The following is a 15,547-nucleotide window of genomic DNA, read 5'->3' on the forward strand; positions in this document are numbered from 1 at the left end:
AATGGCCCTGTTGCTCAGTGCCCTGATGCTGTTTGCCGCCTTTGCCTTGCTGCTGGCTCAGTTCCTGCGCCAGCGGCATCGTCAGCGCCTGGTCGCCCAGCGCTTGCAGGGCCAGCTGGGCGCGGACAACCGCTTGGGCAACTGGCTGCAGCAGCTCGGCGCCAGCCGCCTGGGCCAGCGTTCGTTGAGTCTGGACGGCGAGACACGTTTGCTGCTTGATCGCATCGGCTGGCGGCGTAGCCGGCAACGGGCGCTGTTCGCTGCCTGCCAGGTGGGGGCGCCGCTTCTGGCGCTGGGAGTGGGGGTGATCGCGCAGGAAACCCTGTACCACACCAGCCAGACCCCGTGGCTGGTACTGCCGCTGTGCGCCATGGGCGCCGGTTACCTGTTGCCCAAGCGCTTGCTGGCCTGGGCGGCGGCGCGCCGTCAGCAGCAGGTGGCCCGGGAGGTGTCGACCTTTATTCCGCTGCTGCGGATCCTGTTCGAATCGGGCCTGGCGGTGGAGCAGGCCTTGCGCGTGCTGAGCCAGGAATCACGGCAACTGTTGCCGGTGCTGAGTGAGGAGCTGCGGGCGATTCTGCTGCGGGTCGACTCCGGCCTGGCCCTGGCCCCGGAGCTGGAAAAAACCGCGCTATTGCTCAGCGTCGATGAGTTCAGCGACAGCTGCGTGATCCTCCAGCAGTTGCTGAGCCAGGGCGGCGGGGCGATGAAGTCGTTGCTGGCACTCAAGCAACTGCTCGATGACCGGCGCCTGACGCGCATGCAGGAGCGAATTTCGAAGATGTCCGGGAAGATGTCGATAGTGATGATGGTGTTCCTGTTTCCGGCCTTGCTGATTGTGTTGGCAGGGCCCGGTTTCACAGCGTTGGCCAAGGCCTTGGGTTCATGAGCGGAGGGATGTGCATGAAAGCAGTCATGGTGATCATGAGCCTGGCGCTGCTCGCTGGCTGTACCACTCAGGACGGCGCACAGTGGCTGGCCTTGCCGGGTATGCCGGTCAGTTGCAGCAAGCCGGATTCGGCCCAGGAGCTGGCCTTGAGCATGGCCGACGAGATGCTCGCCGAGGGCCGCCCGCATGCCAGCCTGGCGCACCTGGAGGCGTTGCCGGCGGACATGGCCCAGGTGCGATTGCGCAAGGCCCGGGTGTCGCGCCTGCTCGGGCGCAGCGAAGCCGAACCGTTGTACCGCAGCCTGCTCGGTGGCTGCCTGGCAGCAGAAGGCGAGCATGGCCTGGGGCAACTGGCCTCGGCCCGTGGCGACAACCTCCAGGCCCAGCGCCACCTGTTGCGCGCGGTGCGCCTGGCGCCGACCGACGAAAAGGTGCGCAACGACCTCGGCGTGGTTTACCTGAACCTGGGCAATGTCGAGCAAGCGCGTTTCGAGTTCCTTACCGCCATCGAGCTCAAGGACAACAACGCCCTGGCGGCGGTCAACCTGGTGAGCCTGCTGCTGTACCAGGACAAGTTCCAGCAGGCCGCCGACCTGGTCAGCCGCCTGCACCTGACCCCGGCGCAATTCAGTGAAGCCCGGGCGCGCGCCGAGCAACTGAAGAAACCCGCGGCGCGGACCGACCAGGTCGCGGTGGTAACCCCAGAAGCCTCAAGCGTCACCCAACAGTGAGGTCGTGATGAACAGGTCATTGCTCCTGCTTGCCCTCAGTGCACTACCCCTGGCCGCCCTGGCGCTGGAGGGCGGGCCTTCGTCCAAGGCCCAGCAAACCACCGAAGCCTGGCTGCAGCTGCAGGCGCGCAACCTCGAGGCGTCGAAGATCCCGCAGACGGCCACGCCCAAGGAGCGCGACCAGAGCATGCAGCGCTGGCTCGACAGCTACAAATATGTGATCCCGGACTTCTACCGCTGGGAAAGTACCGGTGCGTCCGACAAGTGACTCAGCCGCCAAAGCGCACTCAGTGCGCCGTGACTCGCTGATGCAGGGGCGAGGAGCCGGGTGACAACGCCAGCGCCAGCTGGGTGCGGTTGTGCATGTGGGTCAGGCGCAGCACCTGCGACACGTAGAGTTTCACGGTGTTCTCGGTGATGCCCAGTTCGCAGGCGATCTGGTAGTTGGTCTTGCCCTTGCTGACCAGTTTGGCCACGTCCAGCTGGCGCGGTGACAACTTGTCGAACAGCGCTGGCAGGTTGTCGCTTTCAGCTTCCGGCTCGATATCGCTGGCGCGCCGGTGCGCACCGAGCCCGCGGGCCTTGTCCAGGTCCTGGTAGAGATCGTCGATCGACTCGGCGAGAAACTGCAGTTTCTGGTTCAGGTCACCCAGGTGCTGGTAGCTGCGGCGCCGCTCCAGCACGGCGGCCTCCTGGCGTTGTACCCCTTCAAGCAGCTCGTTGAGGTCGACCGGTTTTTGATAGTAGTCGGCAAAGCCTTCGCGCAGCGCCTTGATCACGTCCTGCTTGGCCGCGCGCCCGGTGAGCATGATCGCTTCGAACTGACGCTGCGGCCCGGCAATGGCCTTGAGCGCGCGCATCAGTTCGAGGCCATCGCAGTCGGGCATGTGCAGGTCGCACACCACCAGGGCAATCTCCTGATCGACACTGAACTGCTCGATGGCCTGGGTACTGGAATGACAGGGCAGGCAACGGTAGCCGCTGCCCTGGAGAAATTCGCACAACTCTTCGACTATCAGTGGCTGGTCGTCCACGACCAGCACCTTCAACTCACTGACTGGCTTGCTCACATGCAACTCCCTGCGCTATTCGCCTTGGTGTTCCCGCGGCCAGGTCGAGCCTGGATCCATTCCTGGCACACACTAGAAAGTAGTCGCACTTTTTGACTATGTACAAGGTTTGTACATCCTTTTGCGTGCGGTATTCGGCTAATTGATCCAGACCGCAGCCAGTAGAAAACCGACTAGCAGGAATGGCGCGAACGGCTGTTTTTTTGACGATTCTTCGCTCAATTGCTTCAGACGGTTCTTAACCTTCTGACTTAAAAGGGACCACAGCCAACGGCGGCTGAGCAGCCAGGCGACAACTGCGACCCCGGCACCGATAAATGTCCCCAACAGGTGCATGCGATCAGTGGCCAGGGCCAGGGCACCGAGCAATTTCACATCGCCGGCGCCGAGGCGGCCAAGCATGTAGCCGGGCAGGGTCAGCAGCATGACGATGGCCAGCGCCAGGCCGCCTTCACTGGCCTCGGCGCCAATCCAGGTGTGTCCGGTAACGAACAGGTAGCCCAGGGCGCAGGCGGCGGCGCCGAGGGTCAGGGTATTGGCGATCTGGCGTTCGCGCAGATCTTGTTCAGAGCACAAGGCAAGCCACAGCAGCAGAACAATGCTTTGCATTGGCGAAAGGCCATCCCTTTGTGGTGAATGATTCTATGCTGTCTTTCAGGTGTCACTGTCAGGGTAGACGCGATCATGCAAGCAAGCCTGTGCAAGCGGCAAAAAGGCGCGGCAGCCCTCGAGTTTGTCGCGGTATTCGTGATCTTCTTCGCGGTCTTCTACGGGGTGGTCAGCTACGGCCTGCCGATGCTGATGCTGCAATCGTTCAACCAGGCCAGCAGTGAAGCGGTACGCCGCTGTGTGGCGCTGGATCCTGCCAGCGCCACTTACGGCGCTGATGTCGAGGCGCTGGCCAAGCGCGTGCTCGGCGAGCAACTGGCGTGGATGCCAGCGCCGTTGGCTTTCCAGTTCAGCAGCGATGCCAAGGTTGTCCTTACCCCGGGCAAGCTGCTGACGGTGAAGATCAACTACGCCAAGAGCAAACTGACGGCGGTATTGCCGGTACTGAAACTGCCGGGCATCGGTGAGGTGCCGCGCCTGCCCGACAGCCTCAAGGCCGAAGCGAGCCTGCAGCTGTGAGTGGCGGGCAAAGCCTGTTCGAGCGCTGGCGCGGGCGCGCGGCGCCGGTCGAAGAGCCCGTGGCGCAAGCCCCCGAGGTGCCGGCGGTGGGCCTGCAACTGTGGCTCGATGGCGCGGCCAGGGTGTTGCGCCAGGCCGGCCCGCTGCGCGCGGCGCTGGCGCTGCCGACCCAGGCCGGGGTACGTCTGCACGACTACGTGCAGCCCTACAGCCTGCTGGTGCTCGAAGGCGAGCCGGCAGACTGGCAGGGGCAGCTTCTGGAACTGGACTTCAAGGCGGCCGGTGGCCACACCTTGCACACCCGCGGCTGGTTGCAAGCCCAGGGCGATGGCTGGTTGTTGCAACTATTCGATATCGGCGACCTGTTGCTGCACCGCCAGCAAGCCCTGGCTGCCGAGCGCCAGCAACACCTGACTGCGCACCTGGCCTGCGCCTTGCGCGCCTGCAGCATCGAACGCCTGCAAGCGGTGGCCGAAGAACAGCTCAACTGGCTGGTACGCCACTGGCGGGCCCGTGGCGCGGGAGTGCTGGTGCAAACCGAGCAGGGCTGGCAGATCTACGCCTGCAGTGGCGATGCGCTGCACTGGCTGCGTGACGAACAGCTTGCGCCGTTGCTCGATCGGCAGTTGCCGGCGAGCATGCTAAGCAGTGCCAGTGAGCCCGCGCTACAGGCCCTGTTTCCAGGGCTGGCGACTTACCTGTTGGCGTTTGCCCAGGGCCAGGTCAACCAGGCCTGGCTGATCTGCATCGAGCCGCAAGAGGTGCTGCAGGCCGAGGATGCCCTGCTGGTCGCCGCCGCCTTTGTCGAACCGCTGCTCGCTCGCCTGGCTGCGCACCAGTTGCACCAGCAGAGCGAGCGCCTGGACAGCCTGCAGCTGCAGTTGGGGGCCGGCTGGTGGCAATGGCGTCTGGACGAGCCGCAGTTGCATCTGGACCCGGCACTGGCCCAGAGCCTGGGCGTTCCGGCGGCGCTTACCCTTAACCAATGGCTGAGCCGCGTGCACCCGGCAGACCGCGAGGCGGTCCAGCTGGCGTTTGCCGAGCTGCAGCGCCAGGGCTGCGCCTTGCAACTGAGCCTGCGCCTGCTTGATCACAGCACCCAGGCGCAGCCGCGCTGGTATCGCTTGTGCGGCCAGGTGCACGGCAGCGGCGGCAATCGCCGGGTGCAGGGTTTTATGCTCGACATCAGCGACATCAAGGCGCAACAGCTGCAGGCCAGCGCTGCCCAGGCGCGCCTGGAAAACCTGATCGCCAGCTCGCCAGCGGTGATCTACATCCAGCGCTACGCCGAGGGCGCATTGCTCACCGAGTTCTGCAGCGCCAGCCTGACGCCGATGCTCGGCTGGCAGCCGCTGGCCGGCGAGCCCCTGCAACCGGGGCAGTGGCTGCACGCCGATGATCAGCTGCTGTGGCTGGAGCGCACGCGCATGCTCTTGCAGCACGGCCAGAGCCGCAGCCGCTATCGCCTGCGTGATCAGCATGGCGGTTATCACTGGGTACTGGATGAAGCGCGCCTGCTGCGCGATGACCTCGGTTTGCCGGTGGAGGTGGTGGGCATCTGGCTGGACGTCAGCGAGGCCACCGAGGCTACGGAAAAAATGCGCCAGAGCGAGGAGCGCTACCGGGTGTTGGTCGAGGATTCACCGGCGATGATCTGCCGCTACCGGCCGGACCTGAGCCTGGTGTTCGGCAATCAGCCTTTGGCTGATTACCTGGAATGCCCGCCTGCGCAACTGGCCGGCGTGAACCTCGGCCAGTGGCTGTCCGCGATCCAGCGCCAGGCCTTTGTCGAACGCCTGGCGGGCTTGACCCCGGAGCAGCCGGTGAGCAGCGCCGAGATCTGCCTGCAACTGCCAGGGCGCGAGCATGCCTGGTGGTTGTGGTCTGATCGCGGGTTATTCGACGAGCACGGCCAGTTGCAAGAAATCCAGGCGGTGGGCCGCGACAACACGCAAGTGCGGCGCACCCAGCAGCAACTGCTGCAAAGCGCGAAAATGGCCACCCTCGGCGAAATGGCCACCGGCCTTGCCCATGAGATCAACCAGCCGCTCAACGTCATGCGCATGGCCGTGGTCAACGCGCTCAAGCGTCTGGAAAACGGCAACGCCGAGGTCGACTACCTGCAAGACAAACTAAAACGTATCGATGCCCAGGTGCTGCGCGCCTCCAAAGTAGTCGACCACATGCGCGTGTTCGGTCGGCGTTCGGAGCTTGAGCAGCAACCGTTCGTGCCCTGGCAGGCGGTGGAGGGCGCCCTGTCGTTGCTGGCCGACGGCTTGCGCGGCAAGGGCGTGGAATTGCATGTGCAGGCACCTGGGCAGCAGGTGCAGGTCAGTGGTCATCAGGATCAGCTGGAACAGGTGCTGATCAACCTGCTGGTCAACGCCCGCGATGCCCTGTTGGCCCGCCGCGAGCAGCACCGCGAGCTGCAGCCGTGGATTGCCGTGAGGCTGGAGCAGGATGCCCGGCAGGTGCGGTTGCTGGTCGAGGACAACGGCGGCGGCATCGAGCCGCGTTTGCTCGAACGCATCTTCGAGCCGTTCTTCACCACCAAGCCGGTGGGCGTTGGCACTGGCCTGGGGCTGTCGGTGAGCTACGGCATCATCGACACCATGGGCGGCAGCCTGAGTGTCGAGAACGCCGAGCTGGGGGCGCGGTTCTGTATCGAGTTGCCGGTCTACAGCACCAGTTGAGCGCGGGAGCTGGAGCAGGTCAGGTTGGCACTGACCTCGACCGTGTTCAGGTCGATGCCGAGAACCTTGAGCAAGGCGTTGAGCAGGGGATCGACCAGCGGGCTGAGCAGGTTCTTGATCATCGGTTTGAGGATATTCGTCACCCCGGTCAGCACGCTGCTGGCAACACTGAGGATCTCGCCCAGCACATCACCGTTCTGTGGTTTGTAGACCTGCAAAGGAAGGGTATCGATGGTGGTGCTCAGGCTTTGCACCACGTTGATCGGTTGCATGCTCAGGTAAGGCGCAGGCTTGCCGATCTCCGGCAGGTTGGCGCCACTGAACAGCAGGTTCTCGTGGCGTGACAGTACCTGCAGCGGATCCGGCTTGATGCCCACGCCCCCGCCTACCCAGGGCACCCGGGTTGCGCATTTGGGAAACAGCCCGAGCACACTGGTGCAGATGTTGGTACCGATATCGATCAGCGGGATCGGGGTGACCGTGCCGCTACCGGTGCTGAAGAAGGTCGCCGGGTTGTCGATCTTGCCGATGGTGACCGTGGCTGCCGCGCTGTCGGTTGACGCAGTCAATTGCTTGTCGGGGCTGCAGCGGTAGGCGCTGACACGGCTGGTCGCCTTGACCGTGTCGATGCTGATATCAATGCGCGCAGCTTTGCTCAGGGCTTCGATGTCACTGACCTTGCACGGCACGCCGAGTGCGCAGGTCAGGGACTGTACGGTGCCCAGCAGGTTCAGGTGCAGCAGGTTGTTAAGGATATTGGTCAGCGGTGCGGCCAGCTTCAGCACCTCCGTGACGATACCGCCGAGGGTATCGACTACCGGCGTATTCAGCGACACCAGGGTGCGGATCTGTGCAGTCTGCACGCTGATGTCGTCGGTCTGCGGATTGCCGATGGCGGAAATTCGCGGCGGCTCGATGACCTTGATCTGCACCTTGCCGCTGACCAGCCCCAGGGCATTGAAGGGCAACTCGACCGAAGCGGCATTGTACTTGTCGGCCAGCAGGATCACCCCTTGCACCAGTTGCAGCAATTGCAGGCTGGTGTCCAGCCCGGCCTTGGCGGTGCCGGCCTGGATATCGAGGATTTCGTTGAGCTTGAGCACGCGGTTGTCATCGGTGGCGACGGTGAGCTTGCCCAGGTTGGTGGCGACGTCGATGGCGGTGTTGCTGCCTTGTTTGAATACGTCGATTGCCGCCTGGATCAGTTGCGTGGCCGACAGCTGCTTACCCAGCAGCTCGTCGTAGTTGCCGGCTTGTACACTGACGTTAATTGCCAGTTGGTCCAGGTACTTGAGCAGGTTGATATCCGTGTTGGCCAGGCCTTGCCAGCCCAGGGCATCCAGTTGCACCCGCCCACCCAACGGATCGAGCAGGGCATTGAGCAATGCCGACTTGCGTGAGTCGATGTCGGCCAGGGTTGTACGGATGCGCAATACGGCCAAGGGTGGCTTCGGCGTCGCCGCCACGGCCTGGGCCGTGAGGTTGGTGGTGGTAGGCAGGGTATTGCCGCGAACCAGCGCCTGCACCCCGGCGGCGATGCTGGTGGGCACGCTGTTCTGGGCGATAACCCTGATCGCATCGTTGCGTGCGGGGTTGACGGTAAAACGGCGCAGGCTGTCGACGCCGGTCTGCAGGGTGCCGCAAGCGGTGGCCAGGGTTCGCCCTTCGGCCAGGGTAAAACCATTGCGGCTGGCGCTGGTTTGGGCCAGGGCAGCGGCCTGGGGCCCGGGGCCGCTGCACACGGCGCTTTGCCCGGCTGCCTCCAATGCCGCCATATCGACCACCCGCTGCAACTTGCGCTGCTCCAGGTAGAGCCGCCCGCTGTCGACCACCAACAGCCCGAACAATAAGGCCATGCCCAGGGTCAGGGCGGCGATCAAGCCGATGGCGCCACGTTGCCGTGCTGGAAAGCGAGTAGACACGAGCACTCCTTTGCCGGCCCAAGGCCGCGCGGGGCAGCAGCAGTGCAAAGGAGTGTAGACAAGATAATGGCCAGTCGCCTGCATGGCGACTGGCGGGTGGGGTTCAGCGTGGTGGGTAGTTGCCCATCAGCTTGGCGACGGTGTTCTGGATTGCCGAGTTGCGCTCTTGCGGGCTTGGCGGGTAGTTGTTCATGATCTGCTCGGCACTGCCGCGCCACACCAGCTTGCCGTCGCGGGCGTCGAACAGGTCGACCTGGATGGTTGCCACCTTGTAGTCGACGCTGCGGGTTTCGTTGTACATCGGCCCACCCCAGTAGCCGCCCCAGTAGCCACCCCAGGCGCCGCCATAATTGGTCGTGACTTGTTGCTGGCGGTTCTCGACGATCAGGTAGGACTGCACCTTGAGGTCCGGGCGGCTGTTGCCCTGGGCCGGGCGCAGGCCACGCTGGTCAAGCTGGCCGGCCACCGCCTGGCGGATGCGTTGTTCGGTGAGGTCGCTCTTGATCCGCGGGTCATCCGGGCGGTATTGCAGCCCCGGCTCCTGCCAGGCCCAGCTGCGGTAAGCGGCGAAGTCGCGGCTGGCGTCGAAATCCTGGGTGACATTGTTGCTCTGGCAGGCGCCGAGCAGCAGCGCGAGCGAGAGTAAAGCGAGACGGCGCAACATGATGGTTCTCCGATTACCTTTAACTGGGAGGATAGCTGGCCAGGGCCTTTTGCACCGATTCGCGCACCGCGTCCGCGCGCTTGCCCTGGGAGTCCTGGCTGGCGGTCTCGGCGCTGGCGCTCCAGACTGGCTGGCCGTCGCGGGCGTCATACAGCTCGACGTGCACCACCATCACTTCGACCTCGTATGTGCGCACCAGCGGCACGCTGGCGTAGGCCCCGTAGCCATTGTGATAGCGGCCAAAACTGCCGTAGCCGCCGTAACCACCATAGGGGTAGTTGTCGTAGGGGTAGTAGTCTTCGCGCACCTGGCGCAGGCGCCGTTCCAGGCGCAGGTCGGCGCTCACCAGCAGGTCGCCTGCCTGGCCATTGCGCGCCGGGCGCAGGCCGCGCTGGTCGAGGGCGTTGCTGACCGCATCGGCCAGCTGTGCAGGCTCTGCATAGGTGCTGCCCGCCGGCAACTGGCCGTTGAGCCAGGCCCAGCTGTGGTAGCGGGCGTAGTCGCGCGGCGCGGCCGGGTAGGCGCTGGCATCGAAGGTCGTGGCGGCCTGTGCGGGGGCCGGGGGCAACGGGCGGGAGCTGGCCACATACGGGTTGCTGCCCTGGCAGGCGGCCAAGGCCAGGCACAGCAGGCCCAGGGTCAAACGGTACGGCATGTCACCCTCCCGGCGGGTGCGCTTCAGCGCGGTCGGCAGATCCAGTGCAGGTAGCGGCCCAGGCCGGCGAAGGCCGGGTGACGACGATGCGCCAGCTCCATTTCCAGCAGGTCGAGCAGCTCGGCCTTGGCCTGGAAATCGCGGGGCATGTAGTCGTGGAAAACCCGCACGCCACTTTCACTTTCGACCTGCCACAAGCCTTCAAGTTGCGCCTTGAGCGTGCGTGGATCAAGTGGTTTTTGCGGGGTCAGGCTCTGCTTTTCACCGGCCAGCTCGTTGCTGCGCAACTTGCGGAAATGGCCCTTGAGCAGGTTGCGGTACACCAGCGCGTCGCGGTTGTAGAACGCCAACGACAGCAGGCCATCGGTGCGGGTCAATTGATGCAGCACCGGCAGGATGGCCTCAGGTTCGGCCAGCCATTCCAGTACCGCGTGGCACAGCACCAGGTCATAGGGCTCGGTCAACTGGCCGAGCAGGTCCTGCCACGGTGCCTGGATGAAGGTGGCTTGCTGGCCGGCTTCGGCAAAGCGCTCTCGGGCGCCGTCGAGCATCGGCGCGGCGGGTTCGGCCAGAGTCACCTGGTGCCCGCGCTGGGCCAGCCATAGCGACATATGACCCAGGCCCGCGCCGATATCCAGTACCCGCAGCGGGCGATCAGGGAGCGCTTCGGCGAGGTCCGCCTGGAGTACTGCCAGGCGGATCGCGCCTTTGGCACCGCCATAGATTTTTTCGGCAAAACGGGTCGCCAGCTCATCGAAGTGACGGTCGTTCATTTGGCAAAACGCCTTTCGCTGTCGGCCAGTTTGCTTCTGACCACCTGCTCCATGTCCAGGCCCAGCTCGCTGCACAGCAGCAACAGGTAGAGGACGATATCGCCGACTTCCTGGCCGGCGTGTTCCAGCTGCTCGGGCGGTAACTGGCGCGACTGGTCTTCAGTCAGCCACTGGAATATTTCCACCAGCTCGGCCATCTCGACGCTGGCGGCCATGGCCAGGTTCTTCGGGCTGTGAAAGCCGCGCCAGTCGTTGTTGTCGCGGATGCGGTGCAGGCGTTCGGTCAGTTCTTGCAAATTCATCGGGGCTCTCCTCAAGCGGCATAGCTTCAGGCGGGCGCCGTCGCAACGCAAGAGGATGCTGTCAGCTCAGTGGCTGCCAGGCGCCGCGCATGTGCACCAGCTCGCCATGGCCGTCGAGCTGCAACTGGCCCTCGGCCGCGGCCGGGCTGGCATTGAGGATCACCTCGCTGGGCAGGCGCACCGGTTTAACGAAGCCCACCCCTATCTCATAGCCACTGACCGGCAGGTGCCCGCGCAAGGCGGCCAGGGCCATGGCCTTGCTCCACATGCCATGGGCAATGGCGGTAGGAAAGCCGAACAGCCTGGCGCTGGCGGCACTGAGATGGATCGGGTTGTAGTCGCCGCAGACCCTGGCGTAACGCCGGCCGATATCGCTGTCGGCGTACCAGCGGGTCAGTTCGCTCAAGGGCAGGGTTTCGGGCTCGTCTACCGCAGGCGCGTCGCCGCTCAGTTTCAGCCCTCGGCAGAGCATGCGGCTGGTTTCGGACCAGATCAGGCCGAGGCCGTCTTCGGCTTCGGTGATCAGGTCGCAGGTGGCGCCTTTTTCATGGGGCTGCAGGTTCTCTACATGCACGCTGAAACGCAGGCGACTGATGCCGCCCAGCGGGCGCAGCACACGAATGCTGTTGTGCAGGTGCACCAGCCCCAGCAGCGGCAAGGGAAAGTCCTTTGCGCTCAGCAACTGCACCTGCAGGGCGAAGGCCATGACATGCGGGAAGGTCGGCGGCAGGCGCCCGTCGTCGCTGAAATGGCAGAGTTTGCGGTAAGCCTCAAGCTGCTGCGGGTCGACGCTCAAGTGGCAGCGCAAGCCAGTGCCGGGCAGGCGGTCGCCGCTGATCTTGCGCTTGCGCGCGGCGCGCAGGTACAGCCCGGAAAGCGCCGCCGTGCTGCCCAACTCGATCCATGTGCGGCTCATGTTCAGGCCCCCATCACGGCTTGGCCGCAAACCCGCAGCACCTGGCCATTGACCGCGCCGCTGCCCGGTTGCGCCAGCCACGCCACCGCTTCGGCGACATCCTCGGGCAGGCCGCCCTGGCCCAGCGAACTCATGCGTCGCCCCGCTTCGCGCAGGGCGAAGGGAATTGCCGCGGTCATGCGTGTTTCGATAAACCCGGGGGCCACGGCGTTGATGCTGGCGCCGCGCTCGGCCAGCTTCGGTGCCCAGGCCTGGGCCAGGCCGATCAGCCCGGCTTTGCTGGCGGCGTAATTGGCCTGGCCACGGTTGCCGGCGATGCCGCTGATTGAAGCGAGCAGCACGATACGTGCGTTGTCGTGCAGGGCGCCGCTGTCGAACAGCGCCTGGGTCAGCAGTTGCGGGGCCTTGAGGTTGACCGCCAGCACTGAGTCCCAGAATTCCGGGGTCATGTTGGCCAGGGTCTTGTCGCGGGTAATGCCGGCGTTGTGCACGACGATGTCGATGCCGTCGGGCAGTCCTTCAAGCAATTGTGCCGGGGCGTCCGTCGCGCAGATGTCCAGGGCCAGGCTGCGCCCGCCCAGGCGCGCGGCCAGGGCCTCGAGGTCGGCCTTGGCCGGCGGTACATCGAGCAGGATCACTTCGGCGCCATCGCGGGCCAGGGTTTCGGCAATCGCCGCACCGATGCCACGGGCGGCGCCGGTGATCAGCGCCTTGCGCCCGGCCAGCGGCCGGCTCCAGTCCTGGACCGCTGTGCCGCAGGCCTCCAGGCGCAGGACCTGGCCAGAGATGAACGCGCTTTTGGGCGAAAGAAAGAATCGCAGGGCGCCTTCGAGTTGATCTTCGGCCGCTTCGTTCACATACAACAGTTGCAGGGTGCCGCCGGCGCGCAGTTCCTTGGCCAGCGAGCGGCTGAAGCCTTCGAGGGCACGCTGGGCAACCTGCGCCAGCGGGTCATCGAGTTGTTCCGGGGCGCGGCCGAGAATGACGATATGGGCGCTGGGCGCCAGGCTGCGCAGCAGCGGCTGGAAAAATTCGCGCAATTGCTTGAGCTGGTCGATATCGTCCAGTTCGCTGGCATCGAACACCACCGCCTTGAGCTTGGGCCCCAAGCCTGCCACCCATTCGCTGGCCTCAAGGTCGGGACTGGCAAAGCTGTACAACTCATCGGTCAGGCGCTTGGCGAAGGTTTCGACGGTCTTTGCCAGCGACCCGCCACCGAGCAGCAGGGCGCCCTCGATCGGCCGCAGGCGGCCGGCTTGCCAACGTTCCAGGCGCGCCGGGCTGGGCAGGCCGACGGCACCTACCAGACGGCGGCCAAGGTCGGAGTTGGCGAAGTCGATATAGCGGTCGCTCATGTGCGGTTCTCCCTGAAATAGCTTCAAAGTGTGGACCATGATTGGCCATTGGTCGTTCGACTGGGCAAAAAACACCTACGCTGTAGCGGACCGTTTCGTAAAAGAGGATGTTACGTATGCGCTCATTGCGCCGGGTCGCGATCATTGGCGGCAATCGAATTCCGTTCTCCCGCTCCAACGGCCCTTATGCCAAGGCCAGCAACCAGGCAATGTTCACCGCTGCCCTCGAAGGGCTGATCGAGCGCTACAGCCTGCATGGCCTGCGTTTGGGCGAGGTGGTGGGCGGCGCGGTGCTCAAGCATTCGCGTGACATGAACATCAGCCGCGAAAGCGTGCTCGGCTCGCGGCTATCGCCGCAGACACCGGCCTACGACGTGCAACTGGCCTGTGGCACGGGGCTGGAAACGGCGCTGCTGGTGGCCAACAAGATTGCCCTGGGGCAGATTGACAGCGCCATTGCCGGTGGCGTCGACACCACCTCCGATGCACCGATTGCGGTCAATGAAGGGCTGCGCCAGATACTGCTGCAAGCCAACCGCGCGCGCAGCACCGCCGACAAGCTCAAGGCCTTCTTGCACCTGCGCCCCGGGCATCTGAAGCCCGAGTTACCGCGCAATGGCGAAGCGCGCACCGGCCTGTCCATGGGCCAGCACTGCGAGCTGATGGCGCAGACCTGGCACATCCCCCGCCAGGATCAGGACGAACTGGCCCTGCGCAGCCACCACAACCTGGCCGCGTCGTTTGCCGAAGGCTGGCACGACGACCTGCTGACCCCGTTCCTGGGCCTGACCCGCGACAACAACCTGCGCCCGGACCTGACCCTGGAGAAACTCGCCAGCCTCAAGCCGGTGTTCGAGCGCAGTGACAAGGGCACGCTGACACCCGGCAACGCCACACCGCTGACCGACGGCGCCTCGGTGGTGCTGCTGGGCAGTGAAGACTGGGCCCGCGAGCGCGGCTTGCCGGTGCTGGCCTATCTGGTCGATGGCGAAACCGCCGCAGTGGATTTCGTCAAAGGCCATGAAGGGCTGCTGATGGCCCCGGCCTATGCCGTGCCCCGCTTGCTGGCGCGCAACGGCCTGAGCCTGCAGGATTTCGACTACTACGAAATCCACGAAGCCTTTGCCGCGCAGGTGCTGTGCACCCTCAAGGCCTGGGAAGACCCCGAGTACTGCAAGACCCGTCTGGGCCTGGATGCCGCACTGGGCTCAATCGACCGCAGCAAGCTCAACGTCAAGGGCAGTTCGCTGGCTGCCGGGCATCCCTTCGCCGCCACCGGCGGGCGCATTCTGGCCAACATGGCCAAGCTGCTGGCCAATGCCGGCAAGGGCCGTGGCCTGATCTCGATCTGCGCCGCCGGCGGTCAGGGGGTAACGGCGATCATCGAGCGTTGACCAGCGCCGCCGGGCTGGCTTGCCGGGCCGGGCGACTGGCGTAGTGCTCGGCCATGATCGAGCAGACGATCAGCTGCAACGGGTGGTAGATCATGATCGGCAACAGGATCAGCCCCAGCCCCGGGTGCCCGGCGAAAATCAGCGCGGCCATCGGTGCGCCAGCAGCGAGGGATTTTTTGCTGGCACAGAATACCGCCGCAATCTCGTCCGCCGGGCTGAAGTTCAGGGCCCGCGCGGTGCGGGTGGTCAGCAGCAGAATCAACCCCAGCAGCACGGCGCTGCCCACCAGGGCCATGGCGATTACCGAGGCGCCTTGCTGCTGCCACATGCCCGAAACCATCGAGTTGCAGAACGCCGCATACACCAGCAGCAGGATCACCAGCTTGTCCATGACATTGGTGTAGCGCTTGTGCCGGGCGAAAAAGCGCCCGAACCAGGGCCGCAGCAACTGGCCGAGCAGCAGCGGCAGCAACAGGAGTGCGCACAGGTCGAGCAGGGTTGCGCCCAGATCAATGCCGTCGCTGCCGCTGCCGAGCACCAGGCTCACCAGCCAGGGGGTGAGGAAGATGCCCAGCACGCTGGACAGGCTGGCATTGAGGATCGCCGCCGGCACGTTGCCGCCGGCACTGCCGGTCAGTGCTACCGACGAGGAAATGGTTGAGGGCAGGGCACACAGATAGAAGAAACCCAGCATCAGCAGCGCCGGCAACTGGCTGCCGAGCACTTTATTGCCCAGCCACCACAGCAGCGGGAAGACCAGGAAGGTAAAGCCCTGGACCATCAGGTGCAGGCGCCAGTTCTTCAGGCCGTGGCGGATCTGTTCACTGGACAGGTTGATGCCGTGCAGGAAGAACACCAGGAACACGCCGATATTGATCACCACCTCGGCATGCAGCGCTCCGCCGCTACGGCCGAACTGCGGGAACAGCCAGGCGAGGAAGGTGGCGAGGAACATGCCGCAGAGGAACCAGTCGGTTACTACGCGTTTGAGGTGTTTGAGCGCTTGCATAGGCGGGCCTGCGAATCATTTTGTATTCATCGAGCCCAGAGGCTAC

The 15,547-nt window shown here is 64.8% G+C and carries 16 protein-coding genes; 6 read left to right on the plus strand and 10 right to left on the minus strand.

All coding sequences use genetic code 11. From position 1 onward, the window contains the following. The first annotated feature begins 1 nt into the window (after position 1). Genes LOY22_RS02990 through LOY22_RS03000 form a run of 3 tightly spaced genes read left to right on the plus strand, consistent with a single transcriptional unit; the run spans position 2 to position 1,888 of the window. A complete protein-coding gene (locus LOY22_RS02990) occupies positions 2-889 on the plus strand; it encodes a type II secretion system F family protein (RefSeq protein WP_258596241.1) in 888 nt (295 codons plus the stop codon). A 14-nt stretch (positions 890-903) separates the two neighbouring features. Further along, positions 904-1,620, plus strand: coding sequence for a tetratricopeptide repeat protein (locus tag LOY22_RS02995; protein WP_195885603.1), 717 nt, complete (start codon positions 904-906; stop codon positions 1,618-1,620). Positions 1,621-1,627: 7 nt separating this feature from the next. Beyond that, a complete protein-coding gene (locus LOY22_RS03000; protein ID WP_045197046.1) occupies positions 1,628-1,888 on the plus strand; it encodes a DUF3613 domain-containing protein in 261 nt (86 codons plus the stop codon). A gap of 19 nt (positions 1,889-1,907) precedes the next feature. Here the strand turns inward: LOY22_RS03000 and LOY22_RS03005 are convergent, their stop codons facing one another. Both LOY22_RS03005 and LOY22_RS03010 read right to left on the minus strand, forming a co-directional pair. After that, on the minus strand, positions 1,908-2,690 hold the full coding sequence (locus LOY22_RS03005) for a response regulator transcription factor (protein WP_045197049.1): 783 nt from the start codon (positions 2,688-2,690) through the stop codon (positions 1,908-1,910). 138 nt (positions 2,691-2,828) lie between these two features. Continuing rightward, positions 2,829-3,299, minus strand: coding sequence for a prepilin peptidase (locus tag LOY22_RS03010; RefSeq protein ID WP_093376466.1), 471 nt, complete (start codon positions 3,297-3,299; stop codon positions 2,829-2,831). Between the two features lie 75 nt (positions 3,300-3,374). Here LOY22_RS03010 and LOY22_RS03015 point away from each other — a divergent pair, with 75 nt between their 5' ends. Together LOY22_RS03015 and LOY22_RS03020 are read left to right on the plus strand one after the other, a co-directional pair. Continuing rightward, positions 3,375-3,818: a TadE/TadG family type IV pilus assembly protein gene (locus LOY22_RS03015; RefSeq protein ID WP_045197053.1), complete on the plus strand. Its 444-nt coding sequence runs from the start codon at positions 3,375-3,377 to the stop codon at positions 3,816-3,818. Continuing rightward, positions 3,815-6,511, plus strand: a complete 2,697-nt coding sequence (locus tag LOY22_RS03020) for an ATP-binding protein (protein WP_258596244.1) — start codon at positions 3,815-3,817, stop codon at positions 6,509-6,511. The genes LOY22_RS03015 and LOY22_RS03020 overlap by 4 nt, the downstream gene beginning before the upstream one ends. Here LOY22_RS03020 and LOY22_RS03025 read toward each other — a convergent pair. The 7 genes from LOY22_RS03025 to LOY22_RS03055 all read right to left on the minus strand — a co-directional run bounded on the left by LOY22_RS03025 (position 6,496) and on the right by LOY22_RS03055 (position 13,098). Next, positions 6,496-8,433, minus strand: coding sequence for a pilus assembly protein TadG-related protein (locus tag LOY22_RS03025; protein ID WP_249744380.1), 1,938 nt, complete (start codon positions 8,431-8,433; stop codon positions 6,496-6,498). The genes LOY22_RS03020 and LOY22_RS03025 overlap by 16 nt on opposite strands. Positions 8,434-8,536: 103 nt before the next feature. Then, entirely contained in the window at positions 8,537-9,097 is a 561-nt protein-coding gene (locus LOY22_RS03030; RefSeq protein ID WP_093376454.1) for a DUF4136 domain-containing protein, read from the minus strand. A gap of 19 nt (positions 9,098-9,116) precedes the next feature. Next, positions 9,117-9,752, minus strand: a complete 636-nt coding sequence (locus LOY22_RS03035; RefSeq protein ID WP_213602545.1) for a DUF4136 domain-containing protein — start codon at positions 9,750-9,752, stop codon at positions 9,117-9,119. Positions 9,753-9,775: 23 nt separating this feature from the next. Further along, positions 9,776-10,525, minus strand: a complete 750-nt coding sequence (locus LOY22_RS03040; RefSeq protein WP_093376449.1) for a methyltransferase domain-containing protein — start codon at positions 10,523-10,525, stop codon at positions 9,776-9,778. Beyond that, complete coding sequence (locus LOY22_RS03045; RefSeq protein ID WP_045197063.1) at positions 10,522-10,827, minus strand: MazG-like family protein; 306 nt, start codon at positions 10,825-10,827, stop codon at positions 10,522-10,524. Before LOY22_RS03045 ends, LOY22_RS03040 begins: the two co-directional genes overlap by 4 nt. 61 nt (positions 10,828-10,888) lie before the next feature. Further along, the gene (locus LOY22_RS03050) at positions 10,889-11,743 is read right to left on the minus strand and encodes a MaoC/PaaZ C-terminal domain-containing protein (protein WP_258596248.1); all 855 of its coding nucleotides are present in this window, start codon (positions 11,741-11,743) and stop codon (positions 10,889-10,891) included. Between the two features lie 2 nt (positions 11,744-11,745). Next, entirely contained in the window at positions 11,746-13,098 is a 1,353-nt protein-coding gene (locus tag LOY22_RS03055; protein ID WP_093376441.1) for a 3-oxoacyl-ACP reductase, read from the minus strand. Positions 13,099-13,214: 116 nt separating this feature from the next. On the opposite strand from LOY22_RS03055, the gene LOY22_RS03060 reads away from it, so the two are divergent. After that, on the plus strand, positions 13,215-14,492 hold the full coding sequence (locus LOY22_RS03060) for an acetyl-CoA C-acetyltransferase (protein ID WP_093376436.1): 1,278 nt from the start codon (positions 13,215-13,217) through the stop codon (positions 14,490-14,492). Here the strand turns inward: LOY22_RS03060 and LOY22_RS03065 are convergent. After that, the gene (locus tag LOY22_RS03065) at positions 14,479-15,501 is read right to left on the minus strand and encodes a bile acid:sodium symporter family protein (RefSeq protein ID WP_258596252.1); all 1,023 of its coding nucleotides are present in this window, start codon (positions 15,499-15,501) and stop codon (positions 14,479-14,481) included. The genes LOY22_RS03060 and LOY22_RS03065 overlap by 14 nt on opposite strands. Positions 15,502-15,547: the final 46 nt, after the last annotated feature.

Source organism: Pseudomonas sp. B21-035 (assembly GCF_024748945.1).
In the GTDB taxonomy this organism is placed as follows: domain Bacteria; phylum Pseudomonadota; class Gammaproteobacteria; order Pseudomonadales; family Pseudomonadaceae; genus Aquipseudomonas.